This window comes from Protofrankia sp. Cr2, from assembly GCF_963555885.1.
Classification (GTDB): Bacteria; Actinomycetota; Actinomycetes; order Frankiales; family Frankiaceae; genus Protofrankia.
On the sequence record NZ_CAUVXG010000010.1, the window covers coordinates 61,873 to 78,079 of the forward strand.

Genomic DNA, 16,207 nt, shown 5'->3' on the forward strand with positions numbered 1-16,207 from the left:
TCGCTCCTTCATCCACACCCCTATTGCCGGGCGCTCTTAGCCCCCAGCCTCCGATTCGTCCTCCGCACCTCATTATCACACCCCGGTGAGGTGCGCGGGACGGCGATGCCTCCGAAGAAACACGTTCTCGACGACGGCGTCCTGGAAGGCCCGACCTGCCAGGTGGCGAGGTACGTGCCCCGGTCCCGCGACGCCGCGTCCGCTATCGCCGGTCCTTGGTCACCTCAGCCGGCATGGTGGAGAACGTACTCGCGGACGAGCGCGGCACCGACGTCGCGGAGTCCGGCAAGATCGTGAACATCTCCGGCGAGCGCGTCGACCTCGACCAACGGCGTGTCAGGATGCGCGCTGGTGAAACGCTCGCGCAACCGATTCTCGCGAGTGGACAGTCGCACTCTTTCCGCGTGGACCCGCAGCACCGCCGCTGCCAGCGGATGCTCGGCGTGCTCGACAAGTGTTTCCACCGCGGCGAGGCTGCGTTCCACCGTCAGCCCGCGGGCCGCGCAGCGCACCGGGTGGACCCGATTGATGACGAGCCCCGCCAGCGGCATGCCGTCCGAATCCAGCCGATCGACGAAATAGGACGCCTCCCGTAGCGCGGCCGCCTCGGGTGCGGCGACCACGACAAATGAGGTGCCGGGCGCACCCAACAACTGGTATGTCTGCTCGGCGCGCTGGCGAAAACCGCCGAACATGGTTTCCATGGCCGCCACGAATTGGCTGACGTCCGCCAGGAGCTGCGCACCGACGATCCTGGTCAGAATCTTGCTGAACACGCCGAGCCCGACCCCGACGACTTTCAGGTACATCTTCCCACCGGCCTTCGCCGGGGCGAGCAACAGGCGGAGCAGTCGACCGTCGAGAAATGCTCCCAGCCGGGTGGGCGCGTCGAGGAAGTCCAGAGCCGACCGGGTCGGCGGAGTGTCGACGACGATGAGATCCCAGTCTCCCGTCGCGTCCAACTGGCCGAGCTTCTCCATCGCCATGTATTCCTGGGTGCCGGCGAACGACGACGACAACGACTGATAAAAGGGATTATCGAGCAGCTGCCGGGCTCGCTCCGGAGTTGCGTGGGCCAGGACGATCTCATCGAACGTCCTTTTCATGTCGAGCATCATCGCGTCGAGGCGGCCACCGGCCGATCGGTCGACCCCGGCGACCTCCCGAGGAATATTGTCCAGCTCCGTCAAGCCCATGGACTGTGCCAACCGACGGGCCGGATCGATCGTCAGGACAACCACCTGGCGACCCTGTTCCGCCGCCCGCAATGCCAGCGCCGCGGCGATGGTGGTCTTCCCGACGCCACCCGATCCGCAGCAGACAATAATCTTCTCACCGGCGAGCATCGCGTCGACGTCCAACGGCGGTACCGACAACGGCGGTACCGACAACGGCGGTACCGCCGACGGCTGCGCGGGCAACTGCCGCTGTGAGGGTCGCCCCGGGGTCCCGCTCATCGCATCCATCCGCGCTAGCCGACCATCCGCTGTGTGCGCAGCAGCTCCGCAAACTGGTAGATCACACCAACATCCACTCCATCGGCAACCAGGGGCAGTTCGTAGACGGGACGGCCCAGCGCCTCGACTTCAGCCCGCTCGGCTGTCTCCAGCAGTACCCGGCGCGCGTGCTGGGCCGCCTGGGTCGCGAGGGCGCCGACCAGCTCGGCGCTCGGCTGGATGCCGGCCTCCTTCACGCCCGCCGCCAGTTCCTCGAGATCCAGTTCATCGGCGCCGGCCCGCTCGATGTCCTCGGCCGCCAGCAACGGCTTCCGGATCATGTTCACGATGACGCCACCGACCGCGAGGCCCGCGGCTTTCAACTCGGCGACCCCGTCCACCGTCTCCTGGATCGGCATCTCCTCGAGCAGGGTGACGAAGTGCACAGTTGTGGTAGCCGACCGCATCGCCGCCATCACGCTGTCGGCCTGAGTACGGATCGGACCCACTTTGGCCAGTCCGGCGACCTCGGCGCTCACGTTGAGGAACCGGGCGATCCGACCGGTCGGCGGCGCGTCAAGGACGACGGCGTCATATGCCTTGCCCCCGGAACGGGTCGCGTCCGGACGGTTCACCGCCTCCTTCACCTTGCCGGTGAGCAGCACATCGCGGACCCCGGGCGCGATCGTGGTGGCGAAGTCGATGGCGCCGATCTTGCCGAGTGCCTTGCCTGCGCGGCGCAGGTTGTAGAACATCTCCAGGTATTCCAGCAACGCCTCTTCCGCGTCGATGGCGAGCGCGAAGACCTCACCGCCACCGGGAGCGCTTGCCACCTTACGCTCAGCGTAGGGCAGTGGCGGGGTGTCGAACAGCTGCGCGATCTGCTGACGCCCCTCGACCTCGGTGAGCAACACCCGCCGACCGCCGGTGGCGAGCGCAACCGCGAGCGCGGCGGCAGCGGTCGTCTTGCCGGTGCCGCCCTTGCCGGTAACCACATGGAGGCGGCACGACCACGGCCCTTGGGCAGTGTCCGGCGGCACAGTGTCCTGCGGCGTCACACCGACGACCGTACCCGGCCTGGCCGACCCCTTCCCGGCGGATGCGCGGCGCTCGGACGTCATGTCCACCGATGCGTCCCGCCATCCCCCGACGATGACCATTAGGGTCTCGTGTCATGACGACCTGGGAGTACGCGACAGCGCCGCTGTTGATCCATGCGACCAAGCAGATCCTCGACACCTGGGGCGCCGACGGCTGGGAGCTCGTCCAGATAGTTCCCGGTCCCAACCCTGAGAGCCTGGTCGCGTACTTCAAGCGCCCGACCAACGCCTCGGCGAGATGACGCCCGCGGACGACGGAGCGGCCACCCCGTCGCAGCGTCTGGCCGCGCTCGGCCTGGCGCTGCCAGCGGTACCCGTGCCGGCGGGCGCCTACCTGCCGGCACGTCGCCACGGCGATCTGGTGTGGACGGCCGGGCAACTGCCGCTGGTGGAGGGCACGCTCACCGACCACGGTCCGGTCGGCGCAGTCGTGGACGGCGGCCTGGTCACCCCCGAGCGCGCCGCCGAGTTGGCCCGCGTCTGCGCGCTGAACGCCCTTGCAGCCACCGCCGCGGTTGCCGGCGGCCTCGATGCCCTCAGCGGGATCGTCAAAGTCGTCGGGTTCGTCGCCAGCGTGCGCGCCTTCACCGGCCAGCCGGCGGTCGTCAACGGCGCGAGCGAGCTGCTCGCGGCGCTGTTCGGCGACGCCGGGCGACATGCTCGCTCCGCCGTGGGCGTGGCCGTCCTGCCGCTGGGCGCTCCGGTCGAGATCGAGCTGGTCGCCAGCATCTGTTCTAACATCTGACGAATGGCGGATCCGACGAACGGGGTGACCGAGGACCAGCTCCGACGTCTGTCTCAGCGGCTACCCCAGCGGCTACCGGCCGGCATCATCGACGCGGCGCGGTCCTACCGTCCCGGTATCGACACGCCGGCACCTGCCCGTGCCGCCGCCACGGTAGTCCTCCTACGTCCCGCCGGCGGCGGGACGGGCGCCTGCGGGGTCGAGATCTGCCTGCTCCGCAGGGTGTCCACGATGGCCTTTGCCGCCGGAATGTACGTCTTTCCAGGTGGGACGGTGGACCAGGCGGACGGCGACGCCGAGCTGGACCGATTCGGCCCTGCGGAGGCGACGTTGCCGCCCGGGGCCGAACCGACGCTGGCGCGGGCACTGGTGTGTGCGGCGGTACGCGAGACGTTCGAGGAGAGCGGTGTCCTGCTCGCCGGACCGGACGGCGGCACGTCCGCCGACGTCAGCGACCCGAGCTGGGAGGCTGACCGCGTTGCTCTGGAGACCCGGGCGACCAACCTCGCAGCCGTGCTGGCCCGCCGCGGTCTCGGCGTGCGAGTCGATCTGATCCGCCCGTGGGCTCGCTGGATCACGCCCGAGGTCGAAACCCGCCGGTACGACACCTGGTTCTTCGTCGCGGCGATGCCGACCACACAGCGGACCCGCCGGATCCCGGGCGAGTCCGACCGGTTGCTGTGGACGTCGCCGGCGGCCGCGCTCGAGGAATTCAGCGCGGACCGGCTGAACCTCATGCCACCAACTGCGTACACCCTCGGCGAGCTGGTCGGTTACGACAGCGTCGAGGCGGTCCTGACGGCTGCCGGGACCCGGGCCATCCAACCGATCATGCCGAGGATCTCACTTCACGATGGTGGGGCCCGCCTCGTCTTCCAGCACGACGGCGACGATGACTCGATCGCCGACCATGACTCGATCGGCTGACGATCGCGGACGGGTGGTGGCCGCGGTGCCGTCTGGACCTGCGATATCCCGACCGGGAATGCCCCGACCGGCGATGCCGCGGCAGGTCATGCCCCGGCAGGTGACTGCGCTCGCGGCGGTGCTGCTCGCACCCAACCCGGGCCCGATGACGCTGGACGGCACAAACACCTGGATTCTGCGTGCCCGCGGAGCCACCGGTGCCGTGATCGTCGACCCCGGCCCGCCGCAACCGCGCCATCTCGACGCGATCGTCGCGGCGGGACCTGTTGAAATGATCCTTCTCACCCATGGCCACAGTGACCACAGCGCGGGAGCGGCGCCGCTGCACGCCCTGACGAACGCTCCGGTCCGCGCCCTGGACGTCACGCACCGACTCGGCGACGAGGGGCTGGCCGCAGGTGACGTGATCGTGGCTGCCGGCGTGGAGATCCGCGTGCTGGCGACGCCGGGGCACACCAGTGATTCGCTGTCGTTCGTCCTCACCGGCGACCACCGGACCGGCCCCGACGACACCGACGGGGACGGGGATCGCGACACCGGCTGCCGGGAAACCGACGCGACCGACGACGGAGTCTCGGTTCTCACCGGCGATACGATCCTCGGGCGGGGCACCACCGTGGTGGCACATCCCGACGGCCGGCTGGGCGACTACCTGGCGAGCCTCCGGCGCCTGCGCGAACTGGGCGACGCCATGATCCTTCCTGGTCACGGACCCGAGCTGGCATCGGCTGGGCGCGTGGCCGAGGCGTACCTCAGGCACCGGGAGGCCCGCCTGCAGGCGGTCCGCGCGGCGCTCGAGGCAGGCGACGCAACGGCCCCGGAGATCGTCCGTCGGGTCTACGCCGACGTGGACCCCGCGCTGTGGCCGGCGGCTGAGCTCTCGGTCCGCGCCCAGGTCGAGTACCTACGCCCGCCGTCCCGACCGTCCTGTTGAGGTAGCCGAATTATCACTGTACGAAGCAGGACACGACTTCTTCCGGACATCCCAGGTAGCTCCCCGGCCATCCGAAAGCAGTTAAGATCAGCAGGAACAGAGGATCTTGTCCGGTTGGCTTATGCTCGCGGCCGGGAGGCGACTACCCGTGCGTAACGCTCCGCATTTGTCCGACCGCGCCAGAATGTCTCGACTCTGGACGCGATACCGGCAACCCCCACATACCGGGCAAGCCGGCTCGATGCTGGTGCCATGCCCCGGCCGCAGGGCACGCCGATGATCACATCGCCCATCGCCGGAACCTTGCGCTGCCCGCGCTGCGGCACACCCACCGTCCCCGGCGGACGCTTCTGCTTCCACTGCGGGTTGCCCCTCCAGACCGAGAACGGCCTGGGTGCGGACGAGGGTGCCGAGCGCCGGGTGGTCACCGTCCTGTTCGGTGACCTCTCGGACTTCACCGCGTGGGCCGAGGATCTCGACCCCGAACGGGTCGGTGAGGTCACCGATCGGGTGCTGGCCGCGCTCGCCCGCGATGTCGCCGAGGTCGGCGGACGGGTCGACAATCTCACCGGCGACGGCATCATGGCCGTGTTCGGCGCGCCGACCGCGCACGAGGACGACCCGGAGCGGGCCGTCCGTGCGGCCGCCGCCATGCAGGAGACCGTCCGCCGGCTGGTCACCGACGAAGCCGGTGGTGGGCGCCATCTCGGCCTGCGGGTCGGGATCAACACCGGCGAGGTACTGGCCGGCATCCAGGCGTCCCTGAGTTACACGGTGATCGGCGACACTGTCAACACCGCCGCACGACTGTCCGACGCGGCGGCGGTCGGCGCCGTGTACGCCGGGCACCACACCGTGGTCGCCACCACCTCGGTGGCGACCTGGCGGGGGCTGCCGGCGCTGAAGCTCAAGGGCAAGCGCGAACCCGTCCCGGCCTATGAGCTGGTCAGTCTGCGGCCGTCGAACGTCGCCCGGCCCGGTCACGGTGACGATGCCCCGTTCACCGGCCGCGACCAGGAACTCACGGTGCTCGTGTCCGCCTTCCGGGACGTCGTCACCCACGGCCAGCCGCGGACGGTGATCGTCACCGGTGAGGCCGGGATCGGCAAGACCCGCATCGCGGCGGAGGTCGCCCGCCGGGTGGGCGCTCAGCCCGACGCAAGGGTGCTGTGGGGGCGCACCGTCCGGCACGGCGACGGGCGTGACCTCGCACCGCTGATGGACATCGTGCGGACGGCATCCGGGGTCGGCGAGGGCGACAGTCCGGACCGGGTCGCCGAACGGGTCCGGCGTACCGTCAGCCGCCTGGAGCACCCGGCCGCGCGCACCCGCATCCCCGGCGGTATCGCGGACAAACTGCTCGCCCTGCTGGGCGTCCCGCCCGAGGGCCGCTCGACCGTCACGCCGGACACCCCGCCGGGTGATCCGGCGGGCCGCGACAGCCGTCCTGACAATCCCGCCGTCCGAGCTGTCGACGCGATCGTCGACGACGTCGCCGTCCTGCTCGGGGGGCTGTCCGACGACGGCCCACTGATGATCATTCTAGATGATCTGGAGTGGGCGACAACCGCGCTGTGGCAGGGATTACGGCGTTTCGCCAGCCGGTTGCGCGGACCGATCCTGCTCGTCCTGCTCGACCGTGAGGCCCCGCCCCTGACCGGGCTGCCCAACCCGGAGCTGCTCGCCCTGGCGCCGCTGCCGGAGGCCGCCGCGGCGAGACTGCTGCGCGACTACCTCGGCGGCGCAGAACTCAGCACGGACGCCCGCGCCGCGCTGCTCGGGCGGGTGCACGGAAACCCGTTCTTCCTCACCGAGCTGCTCAACCTGCTGGTGGACCGAGGTGTGCTGCACCGAGGTCCGCAGGGCGCGGACCCGGTGTCGGTCCGCCCCGAGGAACTCAGCGCGTCGGGATCAACCGTGCAACGGACGCGCCGGCGCCAAGCAGCGGGCATCGAGCCGTCCGCGTGGGTACTTGAGGGATCCCTGCCGGAGACCACGTTGCCGGCCGGGGTGCAGTCGGTTCTGGCCGCCCGCATCGACGACCTGGACCCGATCGCGAAGGCCGTCCTACGGTCCGCGTCGGTGCTCGGCAGCCGGTTCCCGGCTGATGCGTTGCCCGCACTGGAGGACCGCCGCAGCGACCAGGTCCACCGGGCCCTGGCAACCCTCACCGAACGCCAGCTCCTGCGGCCTGCGCATCCCGGGGAGCCGTTGTGGACGTTCGTCCATCCGATGGCCCGCGACGTGGCCTACGCCGGCCTGCCCAAGGTCGAACGGGCCCGCCGGCACGCGGCGGCCGCACAATGGGGGGTGGAGTTCCTCAACGGCTCCGAGGCCGAAGTCGCGGCCTTCGTTGGACACCACGCCGAACGCGCCCACGACCTGGCCGCATCGATGGCTCTTGCCCCCACGGACCCCGCGTGGTCGGCTCGCGAACCAGGGTTCCATGCCCTGGTCCGGGTCGCCCGCTCGGCGTTGGCCCGCGACGACCATCGCGGCGCCAGCGATCTGATCACGAGCGCACGCAGGCTCGGCCGTGGTGTCATCAGCGAGATCGACGACCTCGGGGCAGTCGTGCTGCACGCCGAGGCACTGGCATCGCTGCGCCGGCTGGACGAGGCTGAACGCACCCTTCGGCCCGCGCTCCGGGTCACCACACCGGAGCTTCGGGCGGCCGCGTACCGCGTCCTGGGCGATCTCCGACACAAACAGGGTCGGGACGATCAGGCCGCCACCGCGCTGGTCACCGCATTGGAACAGGCCCAGCTCGCCGGCAGCGACCGGCTGGTGGCGGCGACCCTGCGGCAGCTCGGCCTGGTGGAGTACGCCGCCGGCCGGGTGCGCCACGCCGAGAAGCGGTTCACCGATGCGCTGACCCTGGCCCGCCGGGTCGGCGACCCACGCGGGGTCGGCTGGGCCCTCCAACACCTCGCCTGGAGCGCGACCACCCGCGGGGACTACCCGAATGCCGAGCAACACCTGCGGGACGCCTCCGAGGTCTTCAGGCGGCTGGACGACACCGGCGGCCTGGGTTGGTGCGCCGGTACCGAAGCGCTGGTCTGGCTGTTGTCAGGTCAACTCAGCCGGGCCCGCCAGATCTCGCGTGAGCTGATCGAGATGGCCGAGGCGCTGGGCGAACGATGGGGCCTGGCCGTATGTCTGACCATCGACGCGGTCGCCGCCGCCGAACTCGGGGACATCGCCGAGGCCGAAGCTGGGGCCGAGCGCGCGGCGGAGTTGTTCCACGCCACCGGTGACACCTGGGGAGCCGCACTCACCCTGGTGGCCAAGGGGCTCGCCGCCCGCGGCGCGGGCGACCCGGAGCGCGGCGCGGCCCATCTGGAAGACGCTCATGCCGCCGCGAACATGGGCCGCCACGCGGTCGTGGGTGCGCTGGCTCTGGTCCTGCTGGGGCTGACCCGGCTCGACGCCGGGCTCATCGACTCGGCCGAGCAGGCCGCGTCCCTCGCCCTGGAAACCCTCGACGGTCTTGAGCTGCAACCCCACGCGCAGCTGGGGGCGAAGGTACTGATCGCCCAGGTCGCCCGGGCCCGCGGGCGACTACAGGAGTCGATCAGCCTGCTGGAGGAGGCACTGGCCGCCGGGGAACCGGCGACCCTGCTGTTCCCACGCCGGCAGGCCTACGCTCACCTCGCCGGCACCCTGCTCGACGCCGGCAGGCCGGCCGAGGCGCTGGCCATCGCTCGGCGAGCGGTCGAGGTGGAGGCGGAGGACGTCCGCGCCCAGGTGCTGGCCTGGCGGGCGCTGGGCACCGCGCTGGTCGCCAGCGGGAAACCTGCTGAGGCTCGGGCGGCCTACGAGAAGGCGTTGGACGCGGCGACCGCGACAGGCGCTGTGAGTGAGGTCCCACAGACCCGCCGGCTGCTCGCCACGGTTCCGACTGTTCCGACCGTTGCGACCGGCCCGGACGTGACGGGGAACAACTGCGCCACGGGCCTGACCATGGCGTCGGCGGGGCAAACAGCCGGGCATGCAGCCGGACAACCGACCGGGCCGCCGACGGCACCACTGGCCATACCCCCGACGTCGCCACCGACCATCGCCAGACTGGCCGCGGAACCGAGCGGACAGGCATAGCGCTACCGGCAACAGCGGATGTGCAGGTCGGCGAGTGGGGGCCGGCGGCGGCAGCACGGATGTGTAGCCGCTGTGACAGCGACGCCTTGGTGGGTAGCCGGCCCGGCACGAGTGGATGGTTGACGTACATTTTCCGCCCGAAAACCGGCGCCTCCTGACGTCATCCTTCCACTCGTCGCACCGAAGGGAATGCAGATCAAGGAGTGGGGCCGGGGTGGCTGCGCCGACCACTAAGCGTCCAATCAGACGCACAGTGTCGGATCGGACCGATCTCGAAGCAGTGCAGTCACACGACAGCTCGGGTCTCACGACAGCTCAGGTGTAAAAACAGCTCAGGTGTCAAGGCGGGTCCAGGCAGCGCGCAGGTGCGCTGCCTGGACCCGCTGGTGTGGGATGCGGGCCGGCCTGTGCCCCCTTCAGGCCGGATCTAGCGAGCGCGCCGGGCGAGCCGCTCCCGGTCAAGCAGAACCACGGCACGGGAGTCCAACCGCAGCCAACCGCGGGTGGCGAAATCCGCCAGTGCCTTGTTGACCGTTTCGCGGGACGCCCCGACCAGTTGGGCGAGCTCCTCCTGGGTGAGGCCGTGCTCGACTCGGACCCCGGCTGCCTCGTTGCCGGGCTGAGCCGGTTCGCCGAACCGTTCAGCCAGGTCAAGAAGGGCCTTGGCCACTCGTCCAGGCACGTCGGTGAACACCATGTCGGCCATGGAGTCGTTGGTTCGCCGCAGGCGTTGTGCCAGTACCCGAAGCAGCAGCGACGCCGCCTCGGGGCGGGTAGCCAACCACGGCCGCAGCGCGGTGTGCTCCAAAGAGACCAACGATGCGTCGGTCACCGCGGTCGCGCTGGCCGTACGAGGCCCCGGATCGAACAACGATAGTTCACCGAAGAGGTCCCCGGGACCCATCACCATGAGGAGGTTCTCGCGGCCGTCGGACGCGGCGCGTCCGATCTTGACCTTTCCCGCAAGGATGACGAAGACGCGGTCTCCGGTTTCACCTTCACGAAACAGTACGTCGCCTCGGGTAACATTCTGACGTTCGAGATGATCATTAAGGGCCTGTCGATCCTGTTCGGACAGGCCGGCAAACATGGGAACACGGGCAAGCAGATCGTCCACGGCGTCCGAGCATGCCAGGAGTGGAGCCAAAGGGCACGACCTGAAAGCCGTAACAGGCTGTCGGGTCTCGAACAGGTCCGCCCAATCGGGGTATTTCAGGCCTGACCAGCCCGCCCGCACCCAGGATCACGAGCCGACACAGGCACACACCGAGAGGAGACATAACGCTATGTAGTCAAAAAACGAGAAAAATCAACGAAAGTCCAAATGAGGGCCACCTTCACACCGCTCGATGTTTACCCGGCGGTGATCGCCGCAAACGTCGCCGGTAGCGCTCCAGCGCAACCGGAAGACCCTGAGAGACGAAGGTGTTCACCTCGTCCGGCCGGGCGTTGTCAAGGAAGCCCTCCAGACCCTGCCCCGAATCGGCGGCACGCAGGGGGCGCTCGACCCGCTCCATGGCAAGCAGCAGGGCGAGCAGCACGAGGGGGAAGGAGACCGCAGCAATCAGAAACATGGCGGGCACCATGGTGACGGACGACTGTGCGTAACCAACACGTGGGGTCTGGATGTGTCCTGCGACATTGAACACACCCGCCGCGCCGACCGACGGCTGGCGTGATCGGCTCGCCCGCTACCCTGGGAGCGTGCCCGCCGTCGTCGACACCGCCATGGAGAGCCCGCTGGCGCGGACACGCCGAGCCCGTAAGATCGTCCGGATTCTCGGTGAGCTCCACCCGGATGCCCGGATCGCGCTGAACTTCGGTAACCCGCTCGAGCTCCTCGTCGCCACGGTCTTGTCCGCGCAGTGCACGGACAAGAAGGTCAACGAGGTGACGCCGACGGTGTTCGCGCGGTACCGCACGGCCGGCGACTACGCCGGCGCGGACCGCACGGAACTGGAAGCCATGCTGCGGCCGACCGGCTTCTTCCGAGCGAAGACACATTCGATCATCGGCATCGGCGCCGCTCTGGTCGACCGTTTCGCCGGCACCGTGCCCGGCCGCCTCGACGACCTCGTGACCCTGCCCGGCGTCGGCCGCAAGACCGCCAACGTGGTACTCGGACATGCCTTCGACATACCCGGGATCACGGTGGACACCCACGTGGGGCGCCTGTCCCGCAGGTTCGGGCTCACCGACAACACCGACCCGGTCAAGGTCGAGAGCGACCTCGCCGAACTCCTCGAACGGCGCGACTACACGATCGCCTCCGATCGTATGATCTTTCATGGTCGACGGATCTGCCACTCCCGCCGCCCGGCATGTGGAGCGTGCGGTCTCGCCCGTCTGTGCCCCTCGTTCGGCCTCGGCCCGACCACCCCGGATGATGCCGCGCGGCTGGTCCGCGGGGACGTCGAAGCGGTCAGTTGAGCACCGGAACTCCCCGACCGGCGCCGGATCCTCGGGGTGTTCCGGCCGCACGGTCGGCCCCTGGGTGTGCCGCGCCGGAGGGCTCCGCCGAGCTCGGTCGGCCCGCTGTCCCGGCCGCCCCGGCCGCGCCTGACCAGCCCGGATGGCTCACCGACCTGGCCGAAGCCCTACATGCGGCCCGCCCCGAGGATCTCTCGCGCACCCCTGCACCGGCTGCGGGCGACGCCCGGCCCGCGGCCGTCCTCATGGTGCTCGGAGACAGCCCGGACGGAACGGACATCCTGCTCATCCAGCGGGCGCCCGACCTGCGCAGCCACGGCGGCCAGCCGGCGTTCCCCGGCGGCGCCACCGACCCCGCCGACGCCTCCCCGGCCGCCACCGCGCTGCGGGAGGCGCAGGAGGAGGTCGGGCTGGACCCAGGGTGTGTCCGGGTGCTGGCCACCGGCCCCGCTCTCTACCTGCCGCCCAGCCACTTCCTCGTCACGCCGGTGCTGGCGTGGTGGCACACGCCGTGCCCGGTAGCGCCGTTGGACCCGAACGAGACGTCGTCGGTCGCGCGGGTACCCGTCGCGACGCTCGCGGATCCGGCGAACCGGGTGCTGGTCCACCACGCCAGCACCGGCTATCTGGGCCCGGCCTTCCGCGCCCACGACATGTTCATCTGGGGCTTCACCGGCGGACTGCTCGACGCGTTGTTGCGGATGGGCGGCTGGGAGCGCTCATGGCTCCCGGCTGAGCATGTGGAGGCCCCCGCACCTGCCACGTCAGTGCCCGCCGGAGTGCCCGCCGACGCCGGTCGGACACCGGAACCGACGGGTGGCTCCGAATGAGTGCACACCCGGGCGATACGGTCAGCCCGCTCGATGAATGACCGGAGGCACGCATGAGCGCAACAACGGGCCCACGCAGTTCCCAGCGCCCACAGCCCCGGCCCGACCGGCCCGGCAGGCGTCCCGCCTGCATCCGTACGGGAACGAGCGTTGGTCGCGCTGCGATCAGCATCGTCCTTGCGACGCTGCTCCTCAGCCTCAGCCTCAGCGGCTGCGGAAGCGATCAGCCGGCCGGTTCGGCAGGTTCGGCCACGGCCGCCGCGAGTGCCACACCGAAGATCGAAAATGGTGTCCAGATCTTCGACATCGTGGGCACGGCATCGCTTGAGTTCTCGCCCTCGACACTGATTGCGAAACCCGGAAAAATCACGGTGAACCTGACCGTCGAGCGCGGCTCTCCCCCGCACAACTTCGTGATCCCGACGATTCCGGCAGCCCGGACCAACTACGCCTCGACAGATACACCACGATCGGTGACATTTACGATAGATCAACCCGGGCAGTACCCGTTCGTCTGCACGATCCACCCGAGCATGCGTGGCACTCTAACAATCAGCTAACGGATAGCGGGCCGCCAGAATGCTCGACATCATCCTGCTCGCCGCGGTGATCGTCTTCGGCGTGTCCGGCTTCCGGCAGGGCTTCGTCGTCGGGGCGCTGTCCTTCGTCGGTTTCCTCGGTGGCGGCGTGCTGGGCGCGAACATCGCCGCGCCGTTCGCGCGGCTGATCGGAGCCGAGACGAACGGTGCCGTCGTCGGCATCCTGGTCGTCCTCGTACTCGCCCTGATCGGGCAGATCGCCGCCACCGCCATCGGTGCGGCGCTGCGCAACCGCCTCACATGGCGCCCCGGCCAGACCGTCGACGCGGTCGCCGGCGCGTTGCTTTCGGGGATCTCGGTGTTGCTGGTGGCATGGCTCCTGGCGACAGCCATCGACCGGTCCCCGTTCAGCACCCTCGCCGAACTCGTCCGCCGATCAGCTGTGCTCAGGACCGTCGACGGGGCCATGCCGGACGCTGTCCGGCATGCCTTCGCCGATCTCCGCCAGCTTGCCGACCAGAAGGGCTTCCCGGAAGTCTTCGCCAACCTCGGCGGCGGACGGATCATCCCGGTCGATCCGCCGGACGCACAGGCTGCCACCACCACCGGCGTACAGACGGCGGCTGCCAGCATTCTGAAGGTCCGGGGTGTCGCGCCCTCATGTTCCAAACAGGTTGAGGGCTCCGGCTTCGTCTACGCCCCGGAGCGGGTGATGACGAACGCCCATGTCGTCGCCGGAGTGCCGCGGCCACAGGTCGAAGTGGGCAACACCATGATGGCGGCCAGGGTGGTGTTGTTCAATCCGGACACTGACATCGCGGTTCTGTACGTGCCGGGGTTGCACCGGACGCCGCTGGCCTTCCAGGCTGACCCGGAGGGTCGCGCGGGGGACGACGCGGTCGTCGCAGGGTACCCGCAGGACGGTCCCTACACGACGGCGGCGGCACGTATCCGCAACCGGCAGACCGCCAGAGCACCCAACATCTACTCCCAGGGCACGGTGGTGCGTGACATCTACGCCGTCCGCGGCCAAGTGCTGCCGGGAAACTCGGGCGGGCCGCTGCTGTCCGAGACGGGAACCGTCTTCGGAGTCGTGTTCGCCGCCGCGACGAACGACTCGGAGACCGGGTATGCGCTGACCAGCGCCGAGGTGGACGGCTCGGCGAAAGCCGGCCGCGTCGCCACCGCCGCCGTCAGCACCCGGGGCTGCGACTAGCAGGGCTACCACTGGTAGGGCTACGACTGACTGATTGGTCCAGAATGTTACGCTGTGGTATTTTTTGAATACCAGTCTCCTGAAATGCAAGCCAGGTGACGATCTCATCGGTGATGGTGTCCGGCGCCTCCTCCGGCAAGAAGTGCCCCACCCCGTCCAGCAGCTTCCAGGTGTAGGGACCACTGACGTAACGCCCGGAACCCTGCGCGGTCGGCGCCAACATGTACCGGTCGAGGCGGCCGTGTAGCTGCAACGTCGGCGCGGTCACCGACTCCCGGCGCAACGCAGCCGCGAAACGGGCCCCGTCCGGCCGGAACAGCGACCGGAAAACCCACCGATGGTACTCCATGGAACTGTGCGCAACCCCGGGGATGCGGATCGCTTCACGATAACGGCGCTCCACCTCCGCCTCCGGATAGCCCGGACCGCCCCACAACCGCAACAGATGCCCCACATAAGCCGCGTCGTCGGCGACCAGCTGCCGCTCTGGACGCCACGGCAGCTGGAAAGTGATCAGATGGCGGCCCGAGAGGCCCTGGCCGCGTGGACGGGCCAGCATCTCATGCCGGACCCGCAGCGGGTGGGGCATCGCGAGCACCACGAGTCCGCGCACGAGCCGCGGGAAAAGGGCGGCCGTCGTCCACCCCGCCACGCCGCCCCAGTCGTGCCCGACAATCACCGCATCCCGCTCGCCGAGCGCCCGGACCAGACCGGCGACATCGCCGGACAGGGTGAATGCGTCATACCCACGCGGCGGTTTGTCACTGGCGCCGTAGCCACGCAGGTCCGCAGCCACCACCCGGTATCCGGCCGCGGCGATACCGGTCAGCTGATGGCGCCAGGCCCACCAGAACTGCGGGAAACCGTGCAGCAACAGCACCAGCGGGCCGTCGCCGATTTCGGCCACATGCAGGCGGGTGCCGTTCGCGGATACGTCACGGTGCTGCCACGGACCGTCTACAAGAACGGCGCTGACGTCTGGAACGAGGGCCTCCATCGCATCTCAGAATTACTTATATGTTCCTTCCGCACGCTTTCCATGTTATTACCATGAAATTTTGATCGCTGTGAGATTTCTGTGTGATCCTTATGAGATCTCTGCGACCCTCGATGTTCCATCGGTGGAGGGTCCATGGACCCTCAGTGGATGGGCACTCAGTGGATGGGCACCGAGCTCCGCGAGTTACCCGACATGTGCCCGTTGGAGTGGTTCGCCCCGGTGTCCGCGAGTGCCGTCGGGTGCTTCAGCCACGCGATGTCCTCCTTGACCGTCTGCAAGGTGCGCTCAGGCGGCGAAATCTTCTTCAAGCGCGTTGCCCCGAACAGGCCCAACACCCCGGCGACGACCAGATAAAGCAGTGCGGTTAGGAAGTACGCCCAGAACCGCTCCACTCCGGCCCAGGTGAACAGCTCGCCGAGCCCGATCGTGACTGCGATCAGAGCACCGAACCCGAGACCGGCGGCAACCACCAGAAAGCCTACGCCGAGCGCGGCAGACGTCGCCTGCTTCGAAAGCTCCGCCTTCGCGAGATCGACCTCCTGCCGGACGAGTAGCGACAGGTCTCGCGCCGCGAGCGCGACGAGCTCACCGAGGGTCGCTTCCCGGGCCGCTGGTCGGTTCTGCGTTGGAGTCGACACGGTTGGTCCTCCTTCTGGCGGCCCTGGAGCCTCGGGCGCGCGATACGATTTCTGACCGCGTGCCTCGGCCCACTGGGCACGGGTTGTCCGTCGCAGCGGTGACTGCCGGTCGTACAGGTCGCGGCACAAGGCAGCGCCCGATACCGTCCAGGTCACCAGATGGTGCCCGATCGGCGACAGTCAACACATCCGCAACGCTCGTCCATGGTTGTTGTGCACGCGTTTGAGGACCGCCTTGGCGGCCCACAACTCCCCCGCGTTCATCCAGTCTCCGGGCCGCCGGCGGCACGAAAACCATGATCATATCATCCTTT

The 16,207-nt window shown here is 69.2% G+C and carries 15 protein-coding genes; 9 read left to right on the forward strand and 6 right to left on the reverse strand.

Annotated features, from left to right (window positions below; genetic code table 11):
• Window positions 1–224 precede the first annotated feature (224 nt).
• Together U9978_RS07495 and U9978_RS07500 are read right to left on the reverse strand one after the other, a co-directional pair.
• Complete coding sequence (locus U9978_RS07495) at window positions 225–1,457, reverse strand: ArsA family ATPase (RefSeq protein ID WP_416210882.1); 1,233 nt, start codon at window positions 1,455–1,457, stop codon at window positions 225–227.
• 14 nt (window positions 1,458–1,471) lie between these two features.
• Window positions 1,472–2,557 carry an ArsA-related P-loop ATPase gene (locus U9978_RS07500; protein WP_322760368.1) on the reverse strand — a complete coding sequence of 362 codons (1,086 nt, stop codon included), beginning with the start codon at window positions 2,555–2,557 and terminating at the stop codon, window positions 1,472–1,474.
• Between the two features lie 53 nt (window positions 2,558–2,610).
• On the opposite strand from U9978_RS07500, the gene U9978_RS07505 reads away from it, so the two are divergent.
• The 5 genes from U9978_RS07505 (at window position 2,611) to U9978_RS07525 (ending at window position 9,240) form a co-directional block, all read left to right on the forward strand.
• Complete coding sequence (locus U9978_RS07505; RefSeq protein ID WP_322760328.1) at window positions 2,611–2,778, forward strand: DUF4177 domain-containing protein; 168 nt, start codon at window positions 2,611–2,613, stop codon at window positions 2,776–2,778.
• Complete coding sequence (locus U9978_RS07510) at window positions 2,775–3,281, forward strand: RidA family protein (protein ID WP_322760329.1); 507 nt, start codon at window positions 2,775–2,777, stop codon at window positions 3,279–3,281. Before U9978_RS07505 ends, U9978_RS07510 begins: the two co-directional genes overlap by 4 nt.
• A 3-nt stretch (window positions 3,282–3,284) precedes the next feature.
• On the forward strand, window positions 3,285–4,208 hold the full coding sequence (locus tag U9978_RS07515) for an NUDIX hydrolase (protein WP_322760330.1): 924 nt from the start codon (window positions 3,285–3,287) through the stop codon (window positions 4,206–4,208).
• 73 nt (window positions 4,209–4,281) lie between these two features.
• Window positions 4,282–5,142, forward strand: a complete 861-nt coding sequence (locus U9978_RS07520) for an MBL fold metallo-hydrolase (RefSeq protein WP_416210883.1) — start codon at window positions 4,282–4,284, stop codon at window positions 5,140–5,142.
• 276 nt (window positions 5,143–5,418) lie between these two features.
• Window positions 5,419–9,240, forward strand: a complete 3,822-nt coding sequence (locus U9978_RS07525; RefSeq protein ID WP_322760331.1) for a tetratricopeptide repeat protein — start codon at window positions 5,419–5,421, stop codon at window positions 9,238–9,240.
• A 427-nt stretch (window positions 9,241–9,667) separates the two neighbouring features.
• Here the strand turns inward: U9978_RS07525 and U9978_RS07530 are convergent, their stop codons facing one another.
• The gene (locus U9978_RS07530; RefSeq protein WP_043607335.1) at window positions 9,668–10,357 is read right to left on the reverse strand and encodes a cyclic nucleotide-binding domain-containing protein; all 690 of its coding nucleotides are present in this window, start codon (window positions 10,355–10,357) and stop codon (window positions 9,668–9,670) included.
• 220 nt (window positions 10,358–10,577) lie between these two features.
• Window positions 10,578–10,814, reverse strand: coding sequence for a hypothetical protein (locus U9978_RS07535; RefSeq protein WP_322760332.1), 237 nt, complete (start codon window positions 10,812–10,814; stop codon window positions 10,578–10,580).
• Between the two features lie 154 nt (window positions 10,815–10,968).
• On the opposite strand from U9978_RS07535, the gene nth reads away from it, so the two are divergent.
• From nth to U9978_RS07555, 4 genes are read left to right on the forward strand one after another with little or no spacing between them, the layout of a single operon-like run.
• Window positions 10,969–11,670 (forward strand): endonuclease III, encoded by a 702-nt coding sequence (gene nth, locus U9978_RS07540; protein WP_322760370.1) that lies wholly within the window; start codon window positions 10,969–10,971, stop codon window positions 11,668–11,670.
• Window positions 11,667–12,500, forward strand: coding sequence for a CoA pyrophosphatase (locus U9978_RS07545; protein ID WP_322760333.1), 834 nt, complete (start codon window positions 11,667–11,669; stop codon window positions 12,498–12,500). Before nth ends, U9978_RS07545 begins: the two co-directional genes overlap by 4 nt.
• A gap of 53 nt (window positions 12,501–12,553) precedes the next feature.
• The gene (locus U9978_RS07550) at window positions 12,554–13,060 is read left to right on the forward strand and encodes a cupredoxin domain-containing protein (RefSeq protein WP_322760334.1); all 507 of its coding nucleotides are present in this window, start codon (window positions 12,554–12,556) and stop codon (window positions 13,058–13,060) included.
• Window positions 13,061–13,079: 19 nt separating this feature from the next.
• Entirely contained in the window at window positions 13,080–14,255 is a 1,176-nt protein-coding gene (locus U9978_RS07555) for a MarP family serine protease (protein ID WP_322760335.1), read from the forward strand.
• Here U9978_RS07555 and U9978_RS07560 read toward each other — a convergent pair.
• Together U9978_RS07560 and U9978_RS07565 are read right to left on the reverse strand one after the other, a co-directional pair.
• Window positions 14,233–15,252: an alpha/beta hydrolase gene (locus U9978_RS07560; protein ID WP_322760336.1), complete on the reverse strand. Its 1,020-nt coding sequence runs from the start codon at window positions 15,250–15,252 to the stop codon at window positions 14,233–14,235. The genes U9978_RS07555 and U9978_RS07560 overlap by 23 nt on opposite strands.
• Window positions 15,253–15,410: 158 nt before the next feature.
• Entirely contained in the window at window positions 15,411–15,893 is a 483-nt protein-coding gene (locus tag U9978_RS07565) for a phage holin family protein (protein ID WP_322760337.1), read from the reverse strand.
• Between the last annotated feature and the right edge of the window lie 314 nt (window positions 15,894–16,207).